Origin of the sequence: Pseudomonas arcuscaelestis, from assembly GCF_016881005.1 — a bacterium.
GTDB classification, from domain to species: Bacteria; Pseudomonadota; Gammaproteobacteria; order Pseudomonadales; family Pseudomonadaceae; genus Aquipseudomonas; species Aquipseudomonas arcuscaelestis.
Window position 1 is genome coordinate 244,399 of the sequence record NZ_JACOPV010000008.1, and the last position, 18,523, is coordinate 262,921.

An 18,523-nucleotide genomic window follows, 5' to 3' on the forward strand; every position below is an offset into this window, starting at 1 on the left:
GCTGGCCACTTGCCATCCAACTGGGCGCGGCCTTTAATCGGCGGATCTGGAAAGGAGACGGATATGCCATTGTTGGACGAGATTATTGGGTGGGCCGGCGGACTCAGACCCTGGCAGCAGGAAGCACTGCGCCGGATATTTGCCCGGGCCGAACTAACCCAAGATGACATCGAGACCATTCTGCGAATGGTTCGCGAGCAAGAACGGGAAGACGCAACCACGGGGGGAGCACGGCCATTCACGCTGGACGACGTACCAGGCGCCGGAAGTGGCGCAACCGTGCGGTTGGTGGGTGTCTCGGGGCTAGACCAGGTAAACGGCTTCCCGTCCGGTCGTGCCTTTGACCTCGCACCGGAGGGCATGACCATTTTCTTTGGTCATAACGGCGCCGGCAAATCCGGCTACGCCCGCGTCTTCAAGAATGCCTGCAACGCTCGGCATCGGGTGGAGGTCCTGCCCGACGCTTTTGGGGCGGCAACCCCAGCTAGACTGCCATCAGCAGATTTCGCCATTTTGGTGGATGGCACTCCGGAAACCGCACGTTGGGTCCAGAACGGGCCGGCCCATTTGCATTTGAGTTCGGTCTCGGTCTACGACGCGGCCTGTGCCAATGACTACATCGACGCGGAAGGGACCCCTGCATTTCAGCCCTACGGACTCACTCATCTGACGCGCCTGGTCCTACTTCAGCGTGATTTACAGGCACGGATTGGGACCGAACGCAATGCCTTGGCTCTGGATACCCGGCAATTCGAACCGCTGAAGGGTGACACCGAAGTCGGCCGCTACATCGCCAAATTAGGTGGGGACTCGGACCGCGCCGTGCTTGCTCGATTAGGGACGGTCGGTGACGATGAACTCCGGCGACTGGAGTTTCTGAAGCGGACATTACTGGAAAGCGATCCTGTGCCGCAGGCGCTGGCCTTGGAACGTTTGGCGACACGCTTGGACCAGGCGCAGCGTCGAGCCGAGGAAGTCCAGCGCTGGGTGAATGATCGTGCCATAGCACGGGCAAAGGAACTGATTACAACGGAAAAAACCGCGCATCTCGCCATGCAACTGGCGCAAGCGCGTCTTCAGGATCGAGACACACTGAACGCCATGGAGTTGCCGGTAACGTCCTCACCCACCGCCACGCTGCTGGAAGGCACAGGAGCTGAACTCTGGCAAACGATGTACCGAGCCGCTGAGGCTTTCTCTCAGCAGACGGCATACCCTGAACATCCCTTCCCGCACCTGGAACCGGACGCTTACTGCGTACTCTGCCAGCAACCTTATTCAACGGATGCCTCGGAGCGCATGCGGCGTTTCGCGGCATTTGTCGCCGACAGCGCCACGGCGGATGCGCAAGCCGCCACGCTTGCGCGCATGAACGCTCTAGGGAAGGTGCAGGCTGTCGATCTAAACGTTCTGGATGTGCCAACACGGGCTGACGTGGAGGAGCGACTGCCCGACCTACACGCTGCCATCACCGCAGCGGCATCGGTCTGGACCGCCCGGCATACTTGGGTTAGCCAAGCCCTGCAAACTGGAAACTGGTCCCCCGAGTCAGAACCGCTTCCTATCGAAGCAAACCTCGATAGTCTCTTCGCCGCCAAAGCTGCTTCGCTCCGAGTCGACGCCAATACCCTGCGGACCTCTGCCGATCCCGCTCTACGCTTGGCGCTGACCCAAGAACTGGCAGAGCTAGAAGCCCGACAACGCCTCGCCAACCAGCTTGGCGCGGTGGAGCGCTTTGTTCAGGACAGTCAGGTCCATGCCACATTGAGCCGCTGCCATGCCGCCCTCAACCCAGCGGCAGTGTCACGCAAACTGACGTCCCTGGCGGCGACGCATGTGACCGAGGCTCTGGCCGCTTCTATGAATGCTGAGTTGAAAGCCCTGGGCTATAAGCGACGGGTGCAACCCGACCTGAGCGGGCGCACAGAGCTGGGGGTGACCAAGGTCACGCTGCGCCTGCAGGAAATCACGGCGAAAGCCTCCAAGGTGCTGTCAGAGGGCGAGCAGCGCGCGTTGGGGATGGCTATGTTCCTCGCCGAGCTCGAATCCCTGCCACATACTTCGACCGTTATTTTCGACGATCCGTCTACGTCGCTGGATCACGTATATCGTCGGGCCATAGCTCGGCGTTTGGTAGCGCTGGCTGAGACCCGCCAAGTGCTGGTGTTCACCCATGATGCGGTGTTCCTGACCGAGCTCGCGATGGCGCTTCAGCGCGCTGATCGCTCGGCCAGCTACAAGACCATCGGTTGGGACGAGTCGCCGGGACTAGTGAGCGAGGGGCTGACGTGGACGACGATGGACACCAAGGCCCGCCTGGCCGATCTCGAAAGTCGTGCGAAAGCGCTGAACGTTCCGGTCGGCAGCGACCCGGATGATGAGCTTGAGCGGCAAATCGCATCGGGATACTCAAGCCTCCGAGGCACTGTCGAGCGCGCCATACGCGAGGTTTTTTTGAACAATACCGTCCAGCCGTTCAGCGATGTGGTGAGCGTAGAAGCATTTGGTGCTGTCATTGGCCACCCCGCAGAGGAGTGGGAGCAGTTGCTGGCAGTGTATGCGCGGGCCTGCGAAGCTACCGAGGCCCACGACACCCCAGGCGAGCGCCAACTACCGCTTCCCGCGCGTGAGGAGTTGCTCGGCGATATCGCCCAGGTCCTGGAATTAATCAAAAACGCGACTAAACGCCGAACTGCCTACGAGAATCTACGCCGGGAGCGGACCGCGCAACGCAAGAAGCTCTTCGGCGGCTAGCCCGACGTTTCATGCCGGGCTGGTCGGGCATGGCTGTGTTTCTTTCGAATATTGCGAGCTCTCCGTTTCAAAGTTTTTTGTGGCCTCGCGGATCAAGAGGAAGCACATTGGAGGCCGGCAGTTGGCGCTCCAAGTCCGCAATACGGTCGTACAGCTCAAGAATGGTGGCGTCGGCCTCACTGAGTAGGCTGGCTAGGTGGTCACGCTGCTGCGTGATTTCCTCGATCCGTTCTCGAAGTCCACGATTTTTTCTGCGGGCTAATAAGCTGACTTGGCGCACTGATGGCGGACGTTGCTCAGCGTGTCCTTCCACGTACTTTTGGATCTCAGCGATCAGTAGGGGGAAACGAGCTTTTTTCAGTGCAGAGGGGTCGCTGCCGGCCTCCTTGGCAACGTTGTTCTGACTTACGGGCGTCCCCTTCGGCAGTCGTTCGGGCTTGTTGCTCTTCAGCCGCTCGAACGCTGCGCGATACTGCTCGCCGGCACTCATTCGCTTAGCCGGGTCAGCGGATTCATGTTTGCCGGATGACATGGCGATAATTCTCCACACTACGTTTCTGGGCTTCCAACGAAGTCCTTAGCGGACTGTCTACCTCGGCAGCGGCCAGGCGCTCATCCAATACCGCCTCCAACACTTCGACTTCGTCGAGTTGCTCGGGGTCATAGAGAACGTCCGCACATGGTTTGGTTTCTCCGGGGGAGTCGCCCCCTCCGCAGCGAGCGATATTGTCGATGCCCCCATAGGGACAGGGGGTACGGCTCGTGCAGATGCCCAGCAAAATCGGTCGATGAGTGACCGTCCCCTTCTTAGCCAGATTGATCGCTTTCTTAGCATCAGAGGCTGAGATTAGGCGGACAATCTCAGATTTTCGCTTCTCGCCGTGGGGGCTGACGAATCGGTTGCTCGTCAGCTGTTGCAGCTGCCTACCCAAAGTTTCGTACATGGTGCGGACGTAGTAGGTATGGGCCTTCTCTTCCAGCCGTACCCTGGAATGGTTTTGCCCGTAGTAGAGACTCATCGCTCTGGCGACGTGCTTTAGCTGAAACTGCAATGAAGCGTCGCTGACCAGCCCGGATGCCTGCATATTCACTGCGCCGGTTCGTCGGAGTTGATGCCAGGCCAACGGCCAGATTTTGCCGACCGCAAACTCGTCGGTCAGCGTCGGCGTCACCAACCGAGCCAATTCGAAATCTTCCGGCGTAATGCGCAATTGCTCACGGTCGAACAGCTTGTCGAACCACTGAAGCACATGGGCATAGCTCGGAATCGATGGCCGAATCGTGCGGTTGATCTTGGTGAACTTCGTTCCCCACGGTTCAAGGCAATAATCAAGCAGATAGCGCTTGGCCGGATCATCCGGCACCGAGGCCTCGCCGGGGGGAGAGTCGCATTCTGCGCGGAGGTCTGCGACCACACGCATGGCTTCAACTGCCACCTGAGCTGACGGGGACGTCACCCAAAGTGCCTCAGAATCCGACATCGTCTTGGTCGTTCGTCCGCACAATACATGGATGTCGCCAAACTGCGGATCACGTTCTATGTGCAAGCAATCGGCGCGCAGGTTCCAAGCCTCTTCGACTCGCATGAGGCTGAAGTTCAGCAGATAGCACAGTCCAGATCGACTCACGAGGTTGAGGTAGCGACTCAGAGTTTGAATGCGAATTTCGTCGTCGCTCACTCCCAGCCAGCGACGAAATAGTTCCACCATGCCAAACCGATGCGCGGTGTCGATGAATGGGCCGTAGTACTGCCGCCCAGTCCACTTTCCGTTTGATCCATCCGACGGCCACTGAAACGGATAGAACGATTGTGGCCTGCGTTGTCCTTGGAGACTGGCAGAGTTGTGCCGATAGGCAGCCAGACAGAAGCGGAAGCACTCCTCGACTTGGCCTCGATGCGCCAAAAAGTCATCCAGGCATTCGCGCAAGCGTGTGATTTGATAGTGCCAAATGCGGGGCGGGATATAGGGGGTCTGGAGCTTCTGGTGGTCGGGCATGGCCGCTGCGAGGCGTGCCAACCCTGCGCGATCCAACAAGGTGAACCCCAGCGCATCCCGCCGCTCGTACAGTTCGTGCAGCAATGCCAAGAACTCACCGGACCGGGAAGCCTGGAGCACCTCCGGGAGACGGTCGGCAACGCGCGGAAAATGACTCAGTTCGGATGCGAGAATGCCTTCTTGAGTGCACAAGACGAACAGCCGACGCATCTGGTCGAAGCGCGTTTTCAGGCCTCGGTATCCACGGGCTCCATTGGGGCCGTATAGCCACCAGCCGATTACGGTCCGCAATAAATCGGCGTTCGCAGGATCGATCGCGGCGACATATTTCTTATCTGGGCCATCGCCGAAATTGAGAGTGAGCCGTTTTCCCGCCCATGGGTCGAGCCGCCAAATGGCATCGCCCCAACGGCTCACCACCTGGCCAGCGGCATCTATGATGACCGGCCAATCACGCTGCGGTGGCCAGCACGGCGGACGGTAGTTCGGCGCATCAGGAATCGCTAGGGGCGAGTCGATGCCGAGGCCAAGTTCGGAAAGAATATTTTTCGTCATGCTGATCTTTGTCGCAGTTCTGCCAATCGGATGAAGCCATCCCAGGCCGGGTGGTAGTCACCTTCACTTATGCGCGCTCTGGCTTCTTCGACCCAAAGCCTGCGGACCTCGCTACTTTCTTCGAAGAAGCGCAGTTTGGCCGTCAGCCGATCGATCACCAGCAGGGCCGGATGCTCTGTCGTCAGGTGCTTACCCGAACTGGATGGGCGGTAGCGTGCCAGTTCAAGCGATTTGAGGTGGCGCAAGCTACCGAGAGACCACACATGATCCTCACTTTCGATATCCCGGTGCTGGGTACAGAACAGGCAACCGGCAGCATTGATGCAGTCGGGTCGCGGACCATTCTTCGGCATCGTGCCCACTGGTTCAGGTGTGGCCGATACACATCTACCAGGAGCAGGAGGTGAAAGGGACGGATCGGTTTGCTGATGGAAGCGCGTAATTTCCACCATAGCGATCTGCGGATGGGGGTCGGCATATACGCGTATCAGCGTTTGCACCGTATGCTGGGCCAACTCCGCAACCTGTTGGGGATTCTGGGACTCCCGAAGCAACCAGTTGATGCGCGTCCCGCGCAGTTTTCGCGGTCTCACTATCGGTATGCCAAGCTCGCGGCAGATGCGCGTAACGTTCGTGAACTGCGTCGCCTCTTCTAGGATTCGTCCCCCGCTACGTATAAGCGGAAAGAGCAAACCATCCGGCTCATTGGGAAACCATTCGGAACGCCATTCGAGATAGCGCTCGAACCACTCTCGATAACTGGCAAAGATCTCGAATAGCACTTCTCCTTCCCGTCGATTTTTGTAGGTACGTACCTGGTAGCCGTCTATGTGGCTGGTGTAATGAAACTGCTCAACCCGCAGGGTATGTGCTTGCTGGAGGTTCAGACCGGTCTGGGCGATGAACATCAGCAATTCACTCTCGATCCGTAAATTGACGATGGGGAAACGGGTCCGCAGTGTCCGATCTGCATCGTGGGCGGCACGCGCCGCCAGGGATGCTTCGATTTGCGCTTGGTTTTGCGGCCTGGTACGGCGGGCCGCTACTTTCTCGGGGCTCTGCAATCCCGACCATAGTTCCAGCACTTGGCCGGTGCGTAACGAAATACAAACTGGGAGGGGGGCCATTGTCCCCCTCCAGGTCAATGCCTCGCATACGTCAGCTAGAAGGTGTCCGAATGCGAAGGTGTTTTGCAGATTCTGCTTGTCCGCTTTGCTCGTATGTACCTTGCCTTTGCCGCGCGGCTTGCGAATACGTGTGCTCTTGCTCAGGCTTGCTTGGCGGTCCAATGCTCGGTCCAGCATCGTCGCCGTGAGCCTGGTGAGATCGTACAGGGACCCATCGCTGAAATTGCGTTCGACTCGATGACGCTGGAGCAAGTGATCGGTCCAACGAATGAACGTGTCGGCCGCCGTCTCGAGACTGAGATTCACGTTTTCTGAATCGATCCAGGCAAAGAATCGGCGCAATGCACTGATCTTGTTCTGCACCGAGAAGCGACTTCCGCCACCAGCAAGGTCGTCAGTCATGTGCTCATGCAGCTGCGTCACCAGCTCGAAACGTTCCGGCAAGGGACTGCCGAGTTCGCCCTGCGCGATCTGGCGGCCCACATGCTTCACCTTTGCTGCTGCACCTCCGCGAAACAGCAGCGGCCGGAGGTCCCAGGGCGTTTCAGTGGCCCCATACTCAAGCATCGGGAAAGTGAGGTCGAATTCGGAACTATCCATCGTGCCGCGCCCCAGCGCCGATCCCGCTAAATGCCGCCATGAAGCTATTTGAGAGGGCTTGTTTGATCGGCAGTGCCTGTACGAATCGGATGTATTTGAAGGTGGTGGCTTCAGAGTTAGGCCCATGGAGCAACGCGTCGCTGACCGTCGCAATTACAATAGCGACATCGGCACAAGCCGATAGCGCCAGACGTGCCAATTCGGTACCGAAGGTGCAGCGCGACTGATGGAAGCGGAATTTACGGAGCACCTGTAGTTCTGCTTTGACGCCCCGTTTTCGAAACTCGGACATCTCAACATTCACAGCAGATGACTGATCGGTGCCGCGCCTGCCATAGGCGTTACCAAAGCGGGTCAAGAACAGCAAATCACGATTCTCGGGCGAGGCTTTCGCCTCTCGTTCCATCCTCCGCCAGCCTTTGGCATATTCCAGCAATTCATCACGCAACGCTTCGGGTATCCAGACCTGGCCAGTCACACCGAATTTCGTGTGCACTGGCGGAGCTGCGCCTGGACCAACTGCAAGGCGTAGAAGCCCTTCAGCGGAAGGGTCGGGGGCGGCGCGCTCCAGAGACTGAATCTTGAGATCACAGATGCTGCCGAGCCGCATCCCGGTAAAAAATCCAAGGGCCAACATGAGGTAGAGCTCGGGCGTGGCGTTCTCTGCGGCGAAATCCAGAATTGCATCGCGATCGGTCTCCGAGACTGGCAACAGCCCATCTTCAAGCGTTTGGCCTGGGCGCTTACGGTTCGGGATGCTGAGGTCGGTGGTGGTTCCGCTGATCGTTCGCTCGAACCCCACCCGGTCGAAGTATTTAACGACGTAGGGTTTTTCCCGCCACAGCTGGACGTGTGGAGAAAGAAGCTCCCTATGCCTTACCCACCGATAGAACATGATGCAATTGCGCATGTACTCAGACGCCGTGGATGGGCCGATCTGGCCGGCATCGCGCATCTTGATCAACGCCCCTCGGTATAGCACCAGGCAGCGGTCAGCTTTGCGAGCGGGAAACTCGAACCACTGCAAATCACGAGATTCAAGAAATTTAGCGTAATTGAGAAGGCCATTCATGTTACTGGCAACGGTCTTAAGAGAAGCGTCACCAGTCGTTGCTCGCTCCACTGCCCACAGGTTTGCCTCCCTCCAAGGTGCATAGTCTGCCCAAAAGATTTGGGGCAAGCCCTCAATGGATGGCCGGCTGCTACTGGGGGAGTATGCGACGGCGTTCTCTCTGCGCACGAGGTAATGGGGCACGAAATGAATGCGCTCTAGCGTCGCCATTCAACGCCCCTGGGACGCTTAACAATGTCCATAGATAGAACTCAATAGCTTAGGCGTCCGCACTATACAACTTACTCTTATCGATGGAATAAACCTCTACCCGAGGCACCATGCTTTCAATTGTTTGTTGAACTCTAGAGCTGATGTCTCCATAAAGCGCATAGTTGCTTGAAAAGGCTACAACCCCATGCTTTCTAAGAAAATCCTTTATCTTGAAATACGGATCGCCCATTTTAAGTCCTAAGGCCTTAGATTCATCAGTTCGAGCAATTATGCAGCCGTCGTTATTGCTTAGTGTGACTATAGGAGTCTTTCTAAGTTCAGGCCTGAAAAGTCTTTCGCACGAGCAGTAAAACGAATTGCAATCAATTAATGCATATACCGGCTTATTATGGTACATGAGGGGTTAAGCTCCAAGTAACCACCCCGAAAACCTCGATGTTTTCACGGCCTTCAATTGGCGGGTAGTTGGGGTTGTCGGAGGATAGAACCCATCCTCCCTCAAGGCTCTTATCCAGACGCTTAACCACTGGCTGGTTGTCTATGTATGCGACCACTACGTTACCAACATGAGGGGTACGAGCCCGGTCGATGATCAACTTGGTGCCAGTGAGTATTCCAGCGGGGGCCATGCTGTCGCCCTCAGCTTCTGCCAACCACACGTGGGGTGCCCTCAGTTCAACGAGCTCGTCCAGGGAGATAGGAGGCTCGTAGTGGTCGGCCGCGGGGCTTGGGAACCCCCCGGACGCACGGCCTGACAGGACGCAGATGATACCGGGAAGCTCTGATTCAGTGATTTGGCGCAGGCGTGTTACGAGCAAGATGGCTTACTTCAAAGTGCTGTATTGATATACAGTAAATAGTGAAGAGGTACCCCCGTCAAATTTGACTTAGGGATTTCAGACCAGCGCGACCGCACAGCAGGAACCAGCAGTGTTGCCGGATTGCTGGGCCGCGTTATTCTGCTCAGAAAGCATCGAGAGGTCTCACCCAATGGTTGTTGAGTTTGCAGCACCCGGCCATCCGGCGATTGAGAGCAATTGGATGAGGGTACGGCCTTGAATCCCCATGCCGATCTGGAAAAATTCGCCCAGGCGATGAAAGACCTGGCCGCGGCCCATGAGGCACACCGCAATGACCCGGTACCCATGTGCCATTTCAGGCCTATGGTCTTCCACGACTGTGACTCGAACCCTAATGACGGTGGTTACCAGTGTGATTTCTGTGGCCACAGTGAAAGCAGTGAGCTGGCGTGGGTCAAAGTTGACGCTCGGGTCGCATCAAGCGCCGCTCCCTGAAACGCCCGGCGAAACCGTCTTGTCCTTGACGACCGGGAAGGCTTCTGGTCGCATAGCCGCGATTTTACGGCGCTACGCCATAACTGCGAGATTAAACATGGATAGCACCGATCCAACCGACAAAGTCACGTTCACTTTCACCGAGGCCGAGCGCCGTCAAATGGCGATGGCGTGGTTCCAACTGATGGTGTTGCACCACGTAAATGGAGTTTGTACTCCTGGTCGAACGGAAGAGCAGAGCGAGCAGTTCCTGACTGCTTCCCTAAAAATTTCCTTGCCGATGATGCAACCCGCACAGCAAGAGTTGGCGATCTGGCTCACCGAAGCCGTTGCCCATGTCAAGGCGATGGATCGGACACCCGAAGAGCGAAAGCGGTTTATGAGGGTTGCGTTTGAGCGTGCTGCCGCGTCAGCAACCGCTCGCCAGATTGAAGGACTCTCTAGCGATTTGTCTGTCAGTGATGTGCAGGCGACGATGAAGGTATTCAGCGACATGCTGAGCAGAATCGAGGCGCTCCTGCTTCAGACAATGCCCGAAACCACACCCTCCCTGCAGGTAAGCGAAGCTGGCAGGAAAGCCTGGAAATGGCCGGTAATTGACGGGCCGAGGCAAGGGGATTACGTGGCCAGTGCGTCTGAGACATTCCAGGCCGCCGGCGCGGACGGGCAGGAAGTACTCTACAAGCGACAGCTTCGGGAAGACGGGGGATTCGCATGGTCCAGCAGCCGGCTACATCTCAAAGGCATCCCTGAAGTCTAGGCGCAAACTTTCAGCGCCGGATCATCAAACATCGTGTACGCGGGTCTGACGGCGATTGCCTGCTCGGGCCCGGTGCAACTCGACGATCTCTCAGTTGAAATTCCAACTGAACAGCCTGAATTAGGAATGACATGGACGATATTGAGCTTGCCATGGGTGTCGCCCCCGAAATTGGGCGGCTGTACAAGGAGGCGAAGACCTTTAGTTCCGAGACGCCAATTCTCGCGCTCTCATTTCTTCGGGGGCTCGCGGTTTCCGCCTGCAAATTTTTAGATCGTGATCTGGTAGGTCAAACGCTTGAGGAGAAGATTCAGAACCTTGATCGCCAGGGGATGCTGAATCCCCGAGTCCGCAGACATCTGAAGGTATTGCAGCTCAATGGAAATAAGGGTGTTCATCCGGAGAGCTATGATTTTGTAACCCTCGACTTCCCCGTGCTGGCTAGTGAAGCACTTACTGCTGCTCGATCACTGATTGAGTATCTGTACGAAAAGAGCGGCAGGGATGTTCCTATTTACGAAGTTGCACCCGTTGAGTCCGGCGCGCTTAAGGAGATGTGCGTCCAGGCAATGCTGGCGCGCGACATCGATGCGATGAACCAGGCAGGCTCATACTTTCAGGAACGTGCGGATCGTGAAAAAGGAGAGGGGTTCGTAGGTCCTGATGGGTACCCACACTTCGCGAGAGGGGATATCGATCAGGCGATGTTTTGGTACAAGCAGGCTGCCGATGCCGAACATCCGAACGCAATGTACCAGTACGGACACTATCTCACTCAGCACCGCAACGTCACCGATGATCAACTGCACGAAGGGCAGCGTTACATCGCCGGAGCTGCCCGTGGACAGCATGCCGATGCACTCGTCTATGTCGGGAATTCCAGCCTACAGGGCTTGGGCATTTTCGAGCGAGATAAGGTGTACGCCCGCGAAGTCTTCATGGACGCGGCAAGGCAGGGCCACCCAATGGCTTTGACCCAGCTTGGCGCAATGCACGCGCTTGGTTCAGGTGGAGAAGCCGATCCGGTCACTGCGGCCAAGTACACACTGGAGGCTGCTAGGGCAGGGAACCCACAAGCACAGTTCAACCTGTGTACCATGTATCTGGAGGGGGCCGGAGTTCCTAAAGATCGAGCAGAGGCCATAGTGCATCTGCAAAACGCCGCTGCTCAGGGTCACCCCGGCGCAATCTACAACTTAGCCACCTTTATCGAAGTCGGGTTAGTGCCTGGGCGTCAGCCGGAAGAGGCTGAAGCGGAATATGAGGCAGCCATGCAGCACCGGGAATTCCGCGCTCGGAGTGCTCTGTACGCGGCCCAGCTCATCGAGTTCCGTAGCAAAGCTCTTTCCGATTTGCTGAGGGCGGCCAGTCATCTACAACTCTGCTACTCAATCATCGTAACCAAGGGCGACCCCCATAACCTCCTGGAAGAATGCCTGAAGTCATGCAGGAAGGTTGTCGGGCGCATCAGATCACACATAAACGCTAAAGGCCCGGATGCCGGTCTTAATGGCGGCGATGTTTTCACGTCGGCACTCTTCAGCAATGAGTTTGTTCCTGTTTTGGACAGGGAGGAACGACTGGCGTATCTGATGGATGTGATGAGTAGAGGCGGACACAAAGGCGTCCAGGGCAGTAGCGCATTTCTGATGCGTGAGGCTTGTCTAAGGCCTCAACTCCCATTAGGTGCCAGCCCGCAGGCTTCTGCGACTTCACGATCGCGCAATGCACCTTTGGCTAAGAGCGGTGGGAAGGTCGGCCGTAACGAACCATGCCCATGCGGGTCCGGGGCGAAGTCTAAACACTGCCATGGTAAATGACCCCTTCTACGTCTCCTGAACCACTAGGAAGCCCTTGAACGGGCCACCGATCGACCCAGCTAGCTCTCAACCAAACCTGGCCCAGCGCGAATAGGGCCAGGTGCTGGCAGGCGTCAGACCTGCTCGGTACGCTCCGAGCCTTCCATTTTGGGAATGCCTACCAGCTTCTTCGATTTCCACTTGCAAGGCTGCTTTGGGATGTCCTATCCTTTTGCCGTCTTGAAAAGGGCCGCTGGCGTGGCTTGATACGTGTGATCTCAAGACCTTTGTTTCAAACGCTACATCCGCATACCTCTGGGAAAATGTCACACCGAGAAGAATCGGTTTAGTGCGCACCGACCAGGTTAGCCAGCAACCACGAGTCACCGCGCATACCCGTATGCATGGGCATTCCGCCTGTGTAACTTCTTAGGACTATGTGATGAACCGTACCCCTGCCTTGTTGAAACGCCTCCCTTTCCAATCCGATGACATCCGTGAGTTCGTGGGGATCGCAAGACGCCTATGCCGCGGGCTTAACATCGCCGTGACGAAAAATGCCGACCTGGCTCGTGAAGTCGTGGCCAAGGCTTGCTTGTACAACGACATGCATGAAGTCCGCTCCAGCATCGGTCGGGTTCCGTATCCGACCGTTGGCTCAATCACCCGGGCAGACGTTCAACTACTGGTTGCCTACGGGTTTCAACGCCATACAGAAATCCCATTTCTTGAGGCGTGGCAGCGCGCCGGCCGGGCCCGCCTGCGTGGCCTGAGCATTGACCAAGTCACGGTTGAGCGCCAGCGTGAAGAACGATTCAAAGCGCGTGGTCTGAAAGGGGACCAGGACGCCATTACTTCCGCCCAGCGCCCAGCCACCAACAACTGGCACGACGATCAGGCTCGCTTCTTCAAGCATGGCGCACCGAGCTTTGATCTTTGTGTGCGTCCAGATGGGCGAGCGTTTCACTGGGAGGCGTTCACTGCTGTCTACGATGCCATTCGTAGCTCCCGCTTTGAGCGTTCGATCGTAGATCCGCTTGAGCAGTTTCCTGCCGGCAGTGAGGAGGCGGTCGACAAGTTCCTTAGCGAGTCTCTGATTCCACAGTCATGGATCCCTGTATCGCAGCACATCCAGGACGGCCTGGTCACCCTTGATCATGAAGTAGTTTGGCTTTTCGTTGAGTCAGGGCTTTACATCGGTCGTGCCATTCGTCACAAGGCGCATGGGGGGTTCCTGCCGCGGTTGTTCCTAACCGAAGAGGAAGTGGCAGAAGGTTTGGACTTTGTTGTCCGTGGGGCTTATGTCCAAGGGGGCTCCTCCCAACTACCCTCCATGCTTCGGTCACCCAAGGGTGACGAGTTGGTTTACACATTGAAGGCCGGTGCTCGCCGGCCCGATGCGATCTCAAACCCCCAAAAGGAAGTGCGTGTACCGATCGAAGACCTTGAGCTGACCCCCAATCTGTACGCGGGTTCACACACCATGCTTCGGCCTGGCCTTGGGACGAAGCAAGTGGTCTGGGGCTTGGATGGCAAAGCAGTAAAAGCAACAGCCAGCCAAAGCGTCACGAGCACGTACTTTGAATCCACGGCCTGGCTTTCAGAGATTGACATGCCCTCGCTGTTTCCAGACTTCCGTCCCGGCCCACCAGTCGATGACCGCGATACGTTCGCCTTTGCCCGTGATGTGCAGAATAAGGTGTTTCTTCCACCCAAGGCACTGGATTTCCAGGATCGTGCCTCAAGCATTCTCGCCAGAAAGGAGAAGGCAGCACGCGAACGGCTGCAGGAAACAGCAGAGACCGGGGAGTTCCTCGCCGTTTGTAAAGTTGAACTGCCGGCAGAGGGCGTAGAGGTGATGGCTGGTGATCTGCTTGCTGAACTGTCGCCGGGGTCTGATAGCGCTGAGTTGGGCAAGCGAGCGAGGAGCGTGTCGGCGCACATAATCCTCCGTTATCCGGTCCTGGCTCACTACGGCCCACTCGCCCTGAATGCGGCAATCAGCGTGCACTGCCAAGGTGAGCCATTTGCGGACTTCTACGTTGAGACGTTGCCCCTCTCTGACGTGCTGGTGGGCCTGGTCATGCTGCAGGCTGGCTTCAAGCAGGGTGGGGCGTTCCGTTTCTTCAAGTCTGCACCATCCAAAATCGCGGTGTCGCAATGGCTGGCTGGCGTTACTGATCTCGATGCCGTACACGAGGCTGCTGCAGGGCTCGAGGGCTATGCTGCCGCGCTGAAGGCCCAGCAAGAGCGGATCGCCCGTATTGAGGCCGTAATGAAACATGACGCAGAACGCCGCCGTGTGGCATTCGATCATGGCTATCTCTACGTAGGCGCTGAACTGCCTCGTGCCAAGCCTCGGAGTGTGATGCAGATGCTTGGGTCGCTCGGCGACTGAGGTCGGACGCACGTGTCTGACTGGTCAATCAGCTAGGCGCCGTTATGTTGCTTTAGGTCACCAATCCGCGGCGACCGAACCCGGGCCTGTTGGCCCGGCCGGCGCCGTCCTGACCTGAGGACTACAAATGCCTGTCTTATTCGACCTGCTGGTTCTTGCGATGCTCGTCTTCTTTGCGCCGTACATCCTGTTCGGTGTGGTTCTGGGAATGATCGGCTCAACAATCTGCACCCTCTTTCAACCCGCCTTACTGATGGGGGCAATTTGGTTCGCCTTCACGGGTAGCTATCTGGCGGCCCAGGTGCCATCACCTGACGTACCGTACTTGAACATCATCGAGTTGGTATCGCAGGCTCAAGTGTTCGGTGTGACTCTACCGATGGTGCTGTTCGTGATTGCGGGTGCGCTCGTGATTGCGGCCTTCTTTGCCAGGCAACGTGCTAACGACATGGGCGGGCGCTGAGTCAGCGCTTTGGCCAGGTACCGGGTAGCACCTGAATTCCGTGAAGGGTTTCTAGCTGGGCGGTACCGAAGCTGCCGTTATCATAGTGGCCATTAGAACCAGGAGTAGCGACCGTATGATTGACGCGCATAACGAACCACAGCCTCTGGGATCCACTGTGCAGTTCACCGGCGACCATAGCTCGTGTGCATTGAACCCGTTTGCAGGCTTTAACCACGAATCGGGTGATCTGCTTGAGCTGGTCGAGGCAGCAACGGGTTTTGACCTCACTCCGGCCCAGCGCACCGCTGCAGTTAACTCTGGACTGCAGGTTGCTCAGCAAGGCGAACCCTCGGTTGCAACGTTGGCAGCGGCCTGGGCTCAGCAACCGGAGCTCGTTGATTTCGCAAACGCCGTCCGCCGGGCCTTCCTGCCTGATTAATTTCTAATTCACTCCGACTTTGTATTGCCCGGGCATGCTGCCCGCGCACCGACATACTCGCAAAGGATTTGATATGCCCATCCGCCATGCCGTTATTCACCACATCGACAAAAAGCCCGACGGTTCCCCAGCTGTGCTTCACGAAGCAGGCAGTGAGCTTCATGAGTCGCAGGCCATTGAAACCCTCCTCGGAGATTTAAACGACGCCTACAACGCGAAGCAGGGCAAGGCCTGGGGGCTGTTTCATTCAGAATCCGGCGCGCATCCGTTGAGTCGATGGCTAAACGAGTACCTCAAGGAGGATATGACGTTCCTCGAGTTCTCCAAGGTAGCGGTCTGCCACTTAGTCAAGCTCATGGAGGAGACCAACCTTTCCACCGGTGGGCACGTGATCTTCGCGCACTATACCCAGGGCATGACCGACTATTTGACGATTGCGCTGCTTCACCACAGTGATGGGGTGACGGTCACCGATGAACTCGAGCTCGCACCCTCTCGACACCTTGATGTCGGGCAGTTGCATCTGGCTGCTCGCATCTGCATCTCCGAGTGGCAGAACAACAAGAACTCGAAGCAGTACATCTCGTTCATCAAGGGCAAGAATGGCCGCAAGGTTTCCGAGTACTTCCGTGACTTTGTCGGCTGCATGGAGGGTGTTGATGGCCCTGGCGAGACCCGCACGTTGCTCAAGGCTTTCAGCGACTTCGTGGAAGGCGAGGATCTTCCTGATGAGGCCGCCAGGGAGAAAACGCAGACCCTGGTGGACTATGCGGTCAGTCAGACCAAGAAAGGGGACGCAGTGAGTCTGGAAGAGCTCTCGGGCCTCATCGATGAGGACCGTCCGAAGGCTTTCTATGACCATATTCGTAACAAGGACTACGGGCTGTCGCCAGAAATCCCGGCTGACAAACGCACCCTCAACCAATTCCGTCGCTTCACCGGGCGGGCCGAGGGCATGTCCATCAGCTTTGAAGCGCATTTGCTGGGTTCGAAGATTGAGTATGACGAAGAGGCCGGCACTCTGATGATCAAGAATCTTCCAACCCAGCTCGTTGACTCCCTCAAACGCGCCGCCTCCTAACTGCGGCAACTGACGGCGCCGCTCTGGTGGCGCCACCGCGGGAAACCCAAGGCTAAAGGATGAGGTATTTGCTGTGACCAACGACAAAGAGATGGTCGACAGGCTCGGTGACTGTGGCTACGAAGATGGTGATTGGCGTTGTAGGGAGGGAGGCTACCTTTGGTACGCAGGTGATGGAGAGGGCTTCGATCCTACGGACTGCTCATACCTGTGCCCACATTGCCGCACTCATGACTACCTGGAAGCGGCCAAGGATGAGGCTGAATCTTGCAGCCACTATTCCAATAACGGCAGCTCAGGTACCGGCCTCGACATCTGGAAGGCCGCGGAGTCCAAAGCCGTTGAAGCCAATCGACCGGAAGCAATCAAGGCGCTGGTGATGCTTGGACCAGTATCTGCCCTGGAGGGTGACGATAGCTCGGAAGGTTACTCCGTCGTTATGTGCAACACCCAGCAGATGAAACCATGATCGAATTGAATACAGCCGAGTTGGTCGGCGAACCCTTGGGCTGGGCTGTTGGTAAGGCGCTAGGCCTTGACCTTCAGCTTGTGCCGCCCATCTACGGCAACCCTTGGCGGGTGTTCGTGAAGTACACCTTTGAGGTGACCGACCGCACGGCACGGTACAACCCACAAGAAGACTGGGCGCTAGGTGGGCCAGTGAGCGAGGCGGAGGAATTGACCATTGGGCCAAGCGCGTGGGACTGGCAAGGCAAGTGCGTGCTTCGTCGGGCCCAGTCCGATGGGGCAAGCGTGTATTTCGAGCATGCGAACCAACTCGTGGCTTCTATGCGTGCGGTCGTCCACGCCAAGCTCGGGGAAACCGTTCTGGTTCCGAAGGAGATCTGCTGACATGGCCATCGATAGAACTGAACTAGTGGAGCTGGCTGAGCGCGTGTTTACAGACCACCGGTTTTGCGTGGACGAATATCACCGCACCCTTGCGGCTGGTGTTCAAACGCTCCTCGAGGAGAACAAGCGGCTTGAAGCCTCATTGCTGCATATCAACAACGCGGTCGCAATCTCGGCAGTTAATGATGCAGAAAGCCTGGCAGAGTAGTGCCGGGTGCTGATGGCCGAACGTGATCAGCTCAAAGCCGAGAACACGGACCGGCTGATGGGCATTACTAATATCATGCGAGCGACTAGCGTAGGTGACCCAGCGTTCGCTTTAGCCAGTGAAGTGGTGAGTAAGGTGAGGACTGAAGCCACCATGAACAAGGAGGGTAGTGATGATTGAAATTATGGGCGTGGCAGTGGCCAGCTTGCTGGCCGCCGGTGCAGGGGTATGGCTTGGAAGGGGTATTGGCCTGTCGAAGGCGGATCGCCTTCAGCGGATCGCAGAGCGTGCTATGGGAGAGGCCAGCGAAAGCGCGAAAGAGGTAGCAGGAGCCCGTATGGACATCCATTCCCTGACGATCGAACGCAACCGACTCCTCGCCGAGAATGAGGTCCTACGCACGAACGCTGAGTTGTACTCCCAGGTCGAGCGTGCTGCAGGCGAACTGCCTGGTGCATGGCGAATTGAAATTGTTGTTGAACTTCATGGGGGAGCGGTCGAACTCTACGATGGGGACGGTATCGGGGTGGACTTTGACGGCCAAGGTCCTTTGAGCGAACAGGTTTCTGATGCAATCGACCTGGCCAGAAGTGCGGCTATGGAGCGAGATTGCGTCGGCGCTCACTGACTCATGGGAGATAGAACGGGTGCTTTTCACGCTGCGCTTCAGACGCAGGCTGGGCATTCGTTAGATGGTGATGGCTCCTCGGGCGCGCCGACCAAGATGCCCTTCATTTGCTCGAACTCACCGGCTGAGATCACCCGGTACCCGGCGCGCCATGGATCATCTGGCGACAGAGTGAACCTCACACTGGGTTCGGCCACACCTGGTGGCTGTTGAGTGAGGTCTTCGCAGACATCGTTCTTGAGATGAGCATTGAGCCCCTCAGCGGGGGACTGAGTGTTCGTAGTTATGCGCCTTGTCTTT

Annotated in this window: 16 protein-coding genes and 3 pseudogenes; 13 read left to right on the plus strand and 6 right to left on the minus strand. The window is 57.3% G+C overall.

Annotation, left to right across the window (positions count from 1 at the left end; genetic code table 11):
* The first annotated feature begins 63 nt into the window (after window positions 1–63).
* The gene (locus H8F21_RS14745) at window positions 64–2,754 is read left to right on the plus strand and encodes an AAA family ATPase (protein WP_058131653.1); all 2,691 of its coding nucleotides are present in this window, start codon (window positions 64–66) and stop codon (window positions 2,752–2,754) included.
* Between the two features lie 67 nt (window positions 2,755–2,821).
* Here H8F21_RS14745 and H8F21_RS14750 read toward each other — a convergent pair whose 3' ends face one another.
* The 6 genes and pseudogenes from H8F21_RS14750 to H8F21_RS14775 form a co-directional block, all read right to left on the minus strand.
* Window positions 2,822–3,286 (minus strand): hypothetical protein, encoded by a 465-nt coding sequence (locus H8F21_RS14750; RefSeq protein WP_023443007.1) that lies wholly within the window; start codon window positions 3,284–3,286, stop codon window positions 2,822–2,824.
* Window positions 3,267–5,306 (minus strand): hypothetical protein, encoded by a 2,040-nt coding sequence (locus H8F21_RS29615; protein WP_155684878.1) that lies wholly within the window; start codon window positions 5,304–5,306, stop codon window positions 3,267–3,269. The genes H8F21_RS14750 and H8F21_RS29615 overlap by 20 nt, the downstream gene beginning before the upstream one ends.
* Window positions 5,303–7,033 carry a site-specific integrase gene (locus tag H8F21_RS14760; protein WP_034039553.1) on the minus strand — a complete coding sequence of 577 codons (1,731 nt, stop codon included), beginning with the start codon at window positions 7,031–7,033 and terminating at the stop codon, window positions 5,303–5,305. Before H8F21_RS14760 ends, H8F21_RS29615 begins: the two co-directional genes overlap by 4 nt.
* On the minus strand, window positions 7,026–8,315 hold the full coding sequence (locus H8F21_RS14765; protein WP_034039555.1) for a site-specific integrase: 1,290 nt from the start codon (window positions 8,313–8,315) through the stop codon (window positions 7,026–7,028). The genes H8F21_RS14760 and H8F21_RS14765 overlap by 8 nt, the downstream gene beginning before the upstream one ends.
* A 73-nt stretch (window positions 8,316–8,388) precedes the next feature.
* Window positions 8,389–8,715, minus strand: a pseudogene (locus H8F21_RS14770) (Y-family DNA polymerase); the annotation flags it as partial.
* Window positions 8,705–9,136 carry a LexA family protein gene (locus H8F21_RS14775; RefSeq protein ID WP_203584749.1) on the minus strand — a complete coding sequence of 144 codons (432 nt, stop codon included), beginning with the start codon at window positions 9,134–9,136 and terminating at the stop codon, window positions 8,705–8,707. The pseudogene H8F21_RS14770 and the gene H8F21_RS14775, both read right to left, overlap by 11 nt.
* Before the next feature lie 219 nt (window positions 9,137–9,355).
* On the opposite strand from H8F21_RS14775, the gene H8F21_RS14780 reads away from it, so the two are divergent.
* The 12 genes and pseudogenes from H8F21_RS14780 (at window position 9,356) to H8F21_RS14830 (ending at window position 18,223) form a co-directional block, all read left to right on the plus strand.
* Entirely contained in the window at window positions 9,356–9,613 is a 258-nt protein-coding gene (locus H8F21_RS14780; RefSeq protein ID WP_203584750.1) for a hypothetical protein, read from the plus strand.
* A gap of 97 nt (window positions 9,614–9,710) precedes the next feature.
* The gene (locus tag H8F21_RS14785; protein ID WP_203584751.1) at window positions 9,711–10,373 is read left to right on the plus strand and encodes a hypothetical protein; all 663 of its coding nucleotides are present in this window, start codon (window positions 9,711–9,713) and stop codon (window positions 10,371–10,373) included.
* Between the two features lie 965 nt (window positions 10,374–11,338).
* Window positions 11,339–11,539 (plus strand): annotated as a pseudogene (locus H8F21_RS30020) (tetratricopeptide repeat protein); the annotation flags it as partial.
* Between the two features lie 519 nt (window positions 11,540–12,058).
* Window positions 12,059–12,193: pseudogene (locus tag H8F21_RS30025) on the plus strand (SEC-C metal-binding domain-containing protein); the annotation flags it as partial.
* A gap of 421 nt (window positions 12,194–12,614) precedes the next feature.
* Window positions 12,615–14,570: a hypothetical protein gene (locus tag H8F21_RS14795; RefSeq protein WP_203584752.1), complete on the plus strand. Its 1,956-nt coding sequence runs from the start codon at window positions 12,615–12,617 to the stop codon at window positions 14,568–14,570.
* A 127-nt stretch (window positions 14,571–14,697) separates the two neighbouring features.
* Window positions 14,698–15,033, plus strand: a complete 336-nt coding sequence (locus H8F21_RS14800; protein WP_203584753.1) for a hypothetical protein — start codon at window positions 14,698–14,700, stop codon at window positions 15,031–15,033.
* Window positions 15,034–15,148: 115 nt separating this feature from the next.
* Window positions 15,149–15,454 (plus strand): hypothetical protein, encoded by a 306-nt coding sequence (locus H8F21_RS14805; protein WP_203584754.1) that lies wholly within the window; start codon window positions 15,149–15,151, stop codon window positions 15,452–15,454.
* 73 nt (window positions 15,455–15,527) lie between these two features.
* Window positions 15,528–16,535, plus strand: a complete 1,008-nt coding sequence (gene yejK / locus H8F21_RS14810; RefSeq protein WP_203584755.1) for a nucleoid-associated protein YejK — start codon at window positions 15,528–15,530, stop codon at window positions 16,533–16,535.
* Window positions 16,536–16,608: 73 nt separating this feature from the next.
* A complete protein-coding gene (locus tag H8F21_RS14815; protein ID WP_203584756.1) occupies window positions 16,609–17,004 on the plus strand; it encodes a hypothetical protein in 396 nt (131 codons plus the stop codon).
* A complete protein-coding gene (locus tag H8F21_RS14820) occupies window positions 17,001–17,387 on the plus strand; it encodes a phage protein NinX family protein (RefSeq protein ID WP_203584757.1) in 387 nt (128 codons plus the stop codon). Before H8F21_RS14815 ends, H8F21_RS14820 begins: the two co-directional genes overlap by 4 nt.
* Window position 17,388: 1 nt before the next feature.
* Window positions 17,389–17,595: a hypothetical protein gene (locus H8F21_RS14825; RefSeq protein ID WP_203584758.1), complete on the plus strand. Its 207-nt coding sequence runs from the start codon at window positions 17,389–17,391 to the stop codon at window positions 17,593–17,595.
* A 172-nt stretch (window positions 17,596–17,767) separates the two neighbouring features.
* Complete coding sequence (locus tag H8F21_RS14830) at window positions 17,768–18,223, plus strand: hypothetical protein (protein ID WP_203584759.1); 456 nt, start codon at window positions 17,768–17,770, stop codon at window positions 18,221–18,223.
* The last annotated feature ends 300 nt before the right edge of the window (window positions 18,224–18,523 follow it).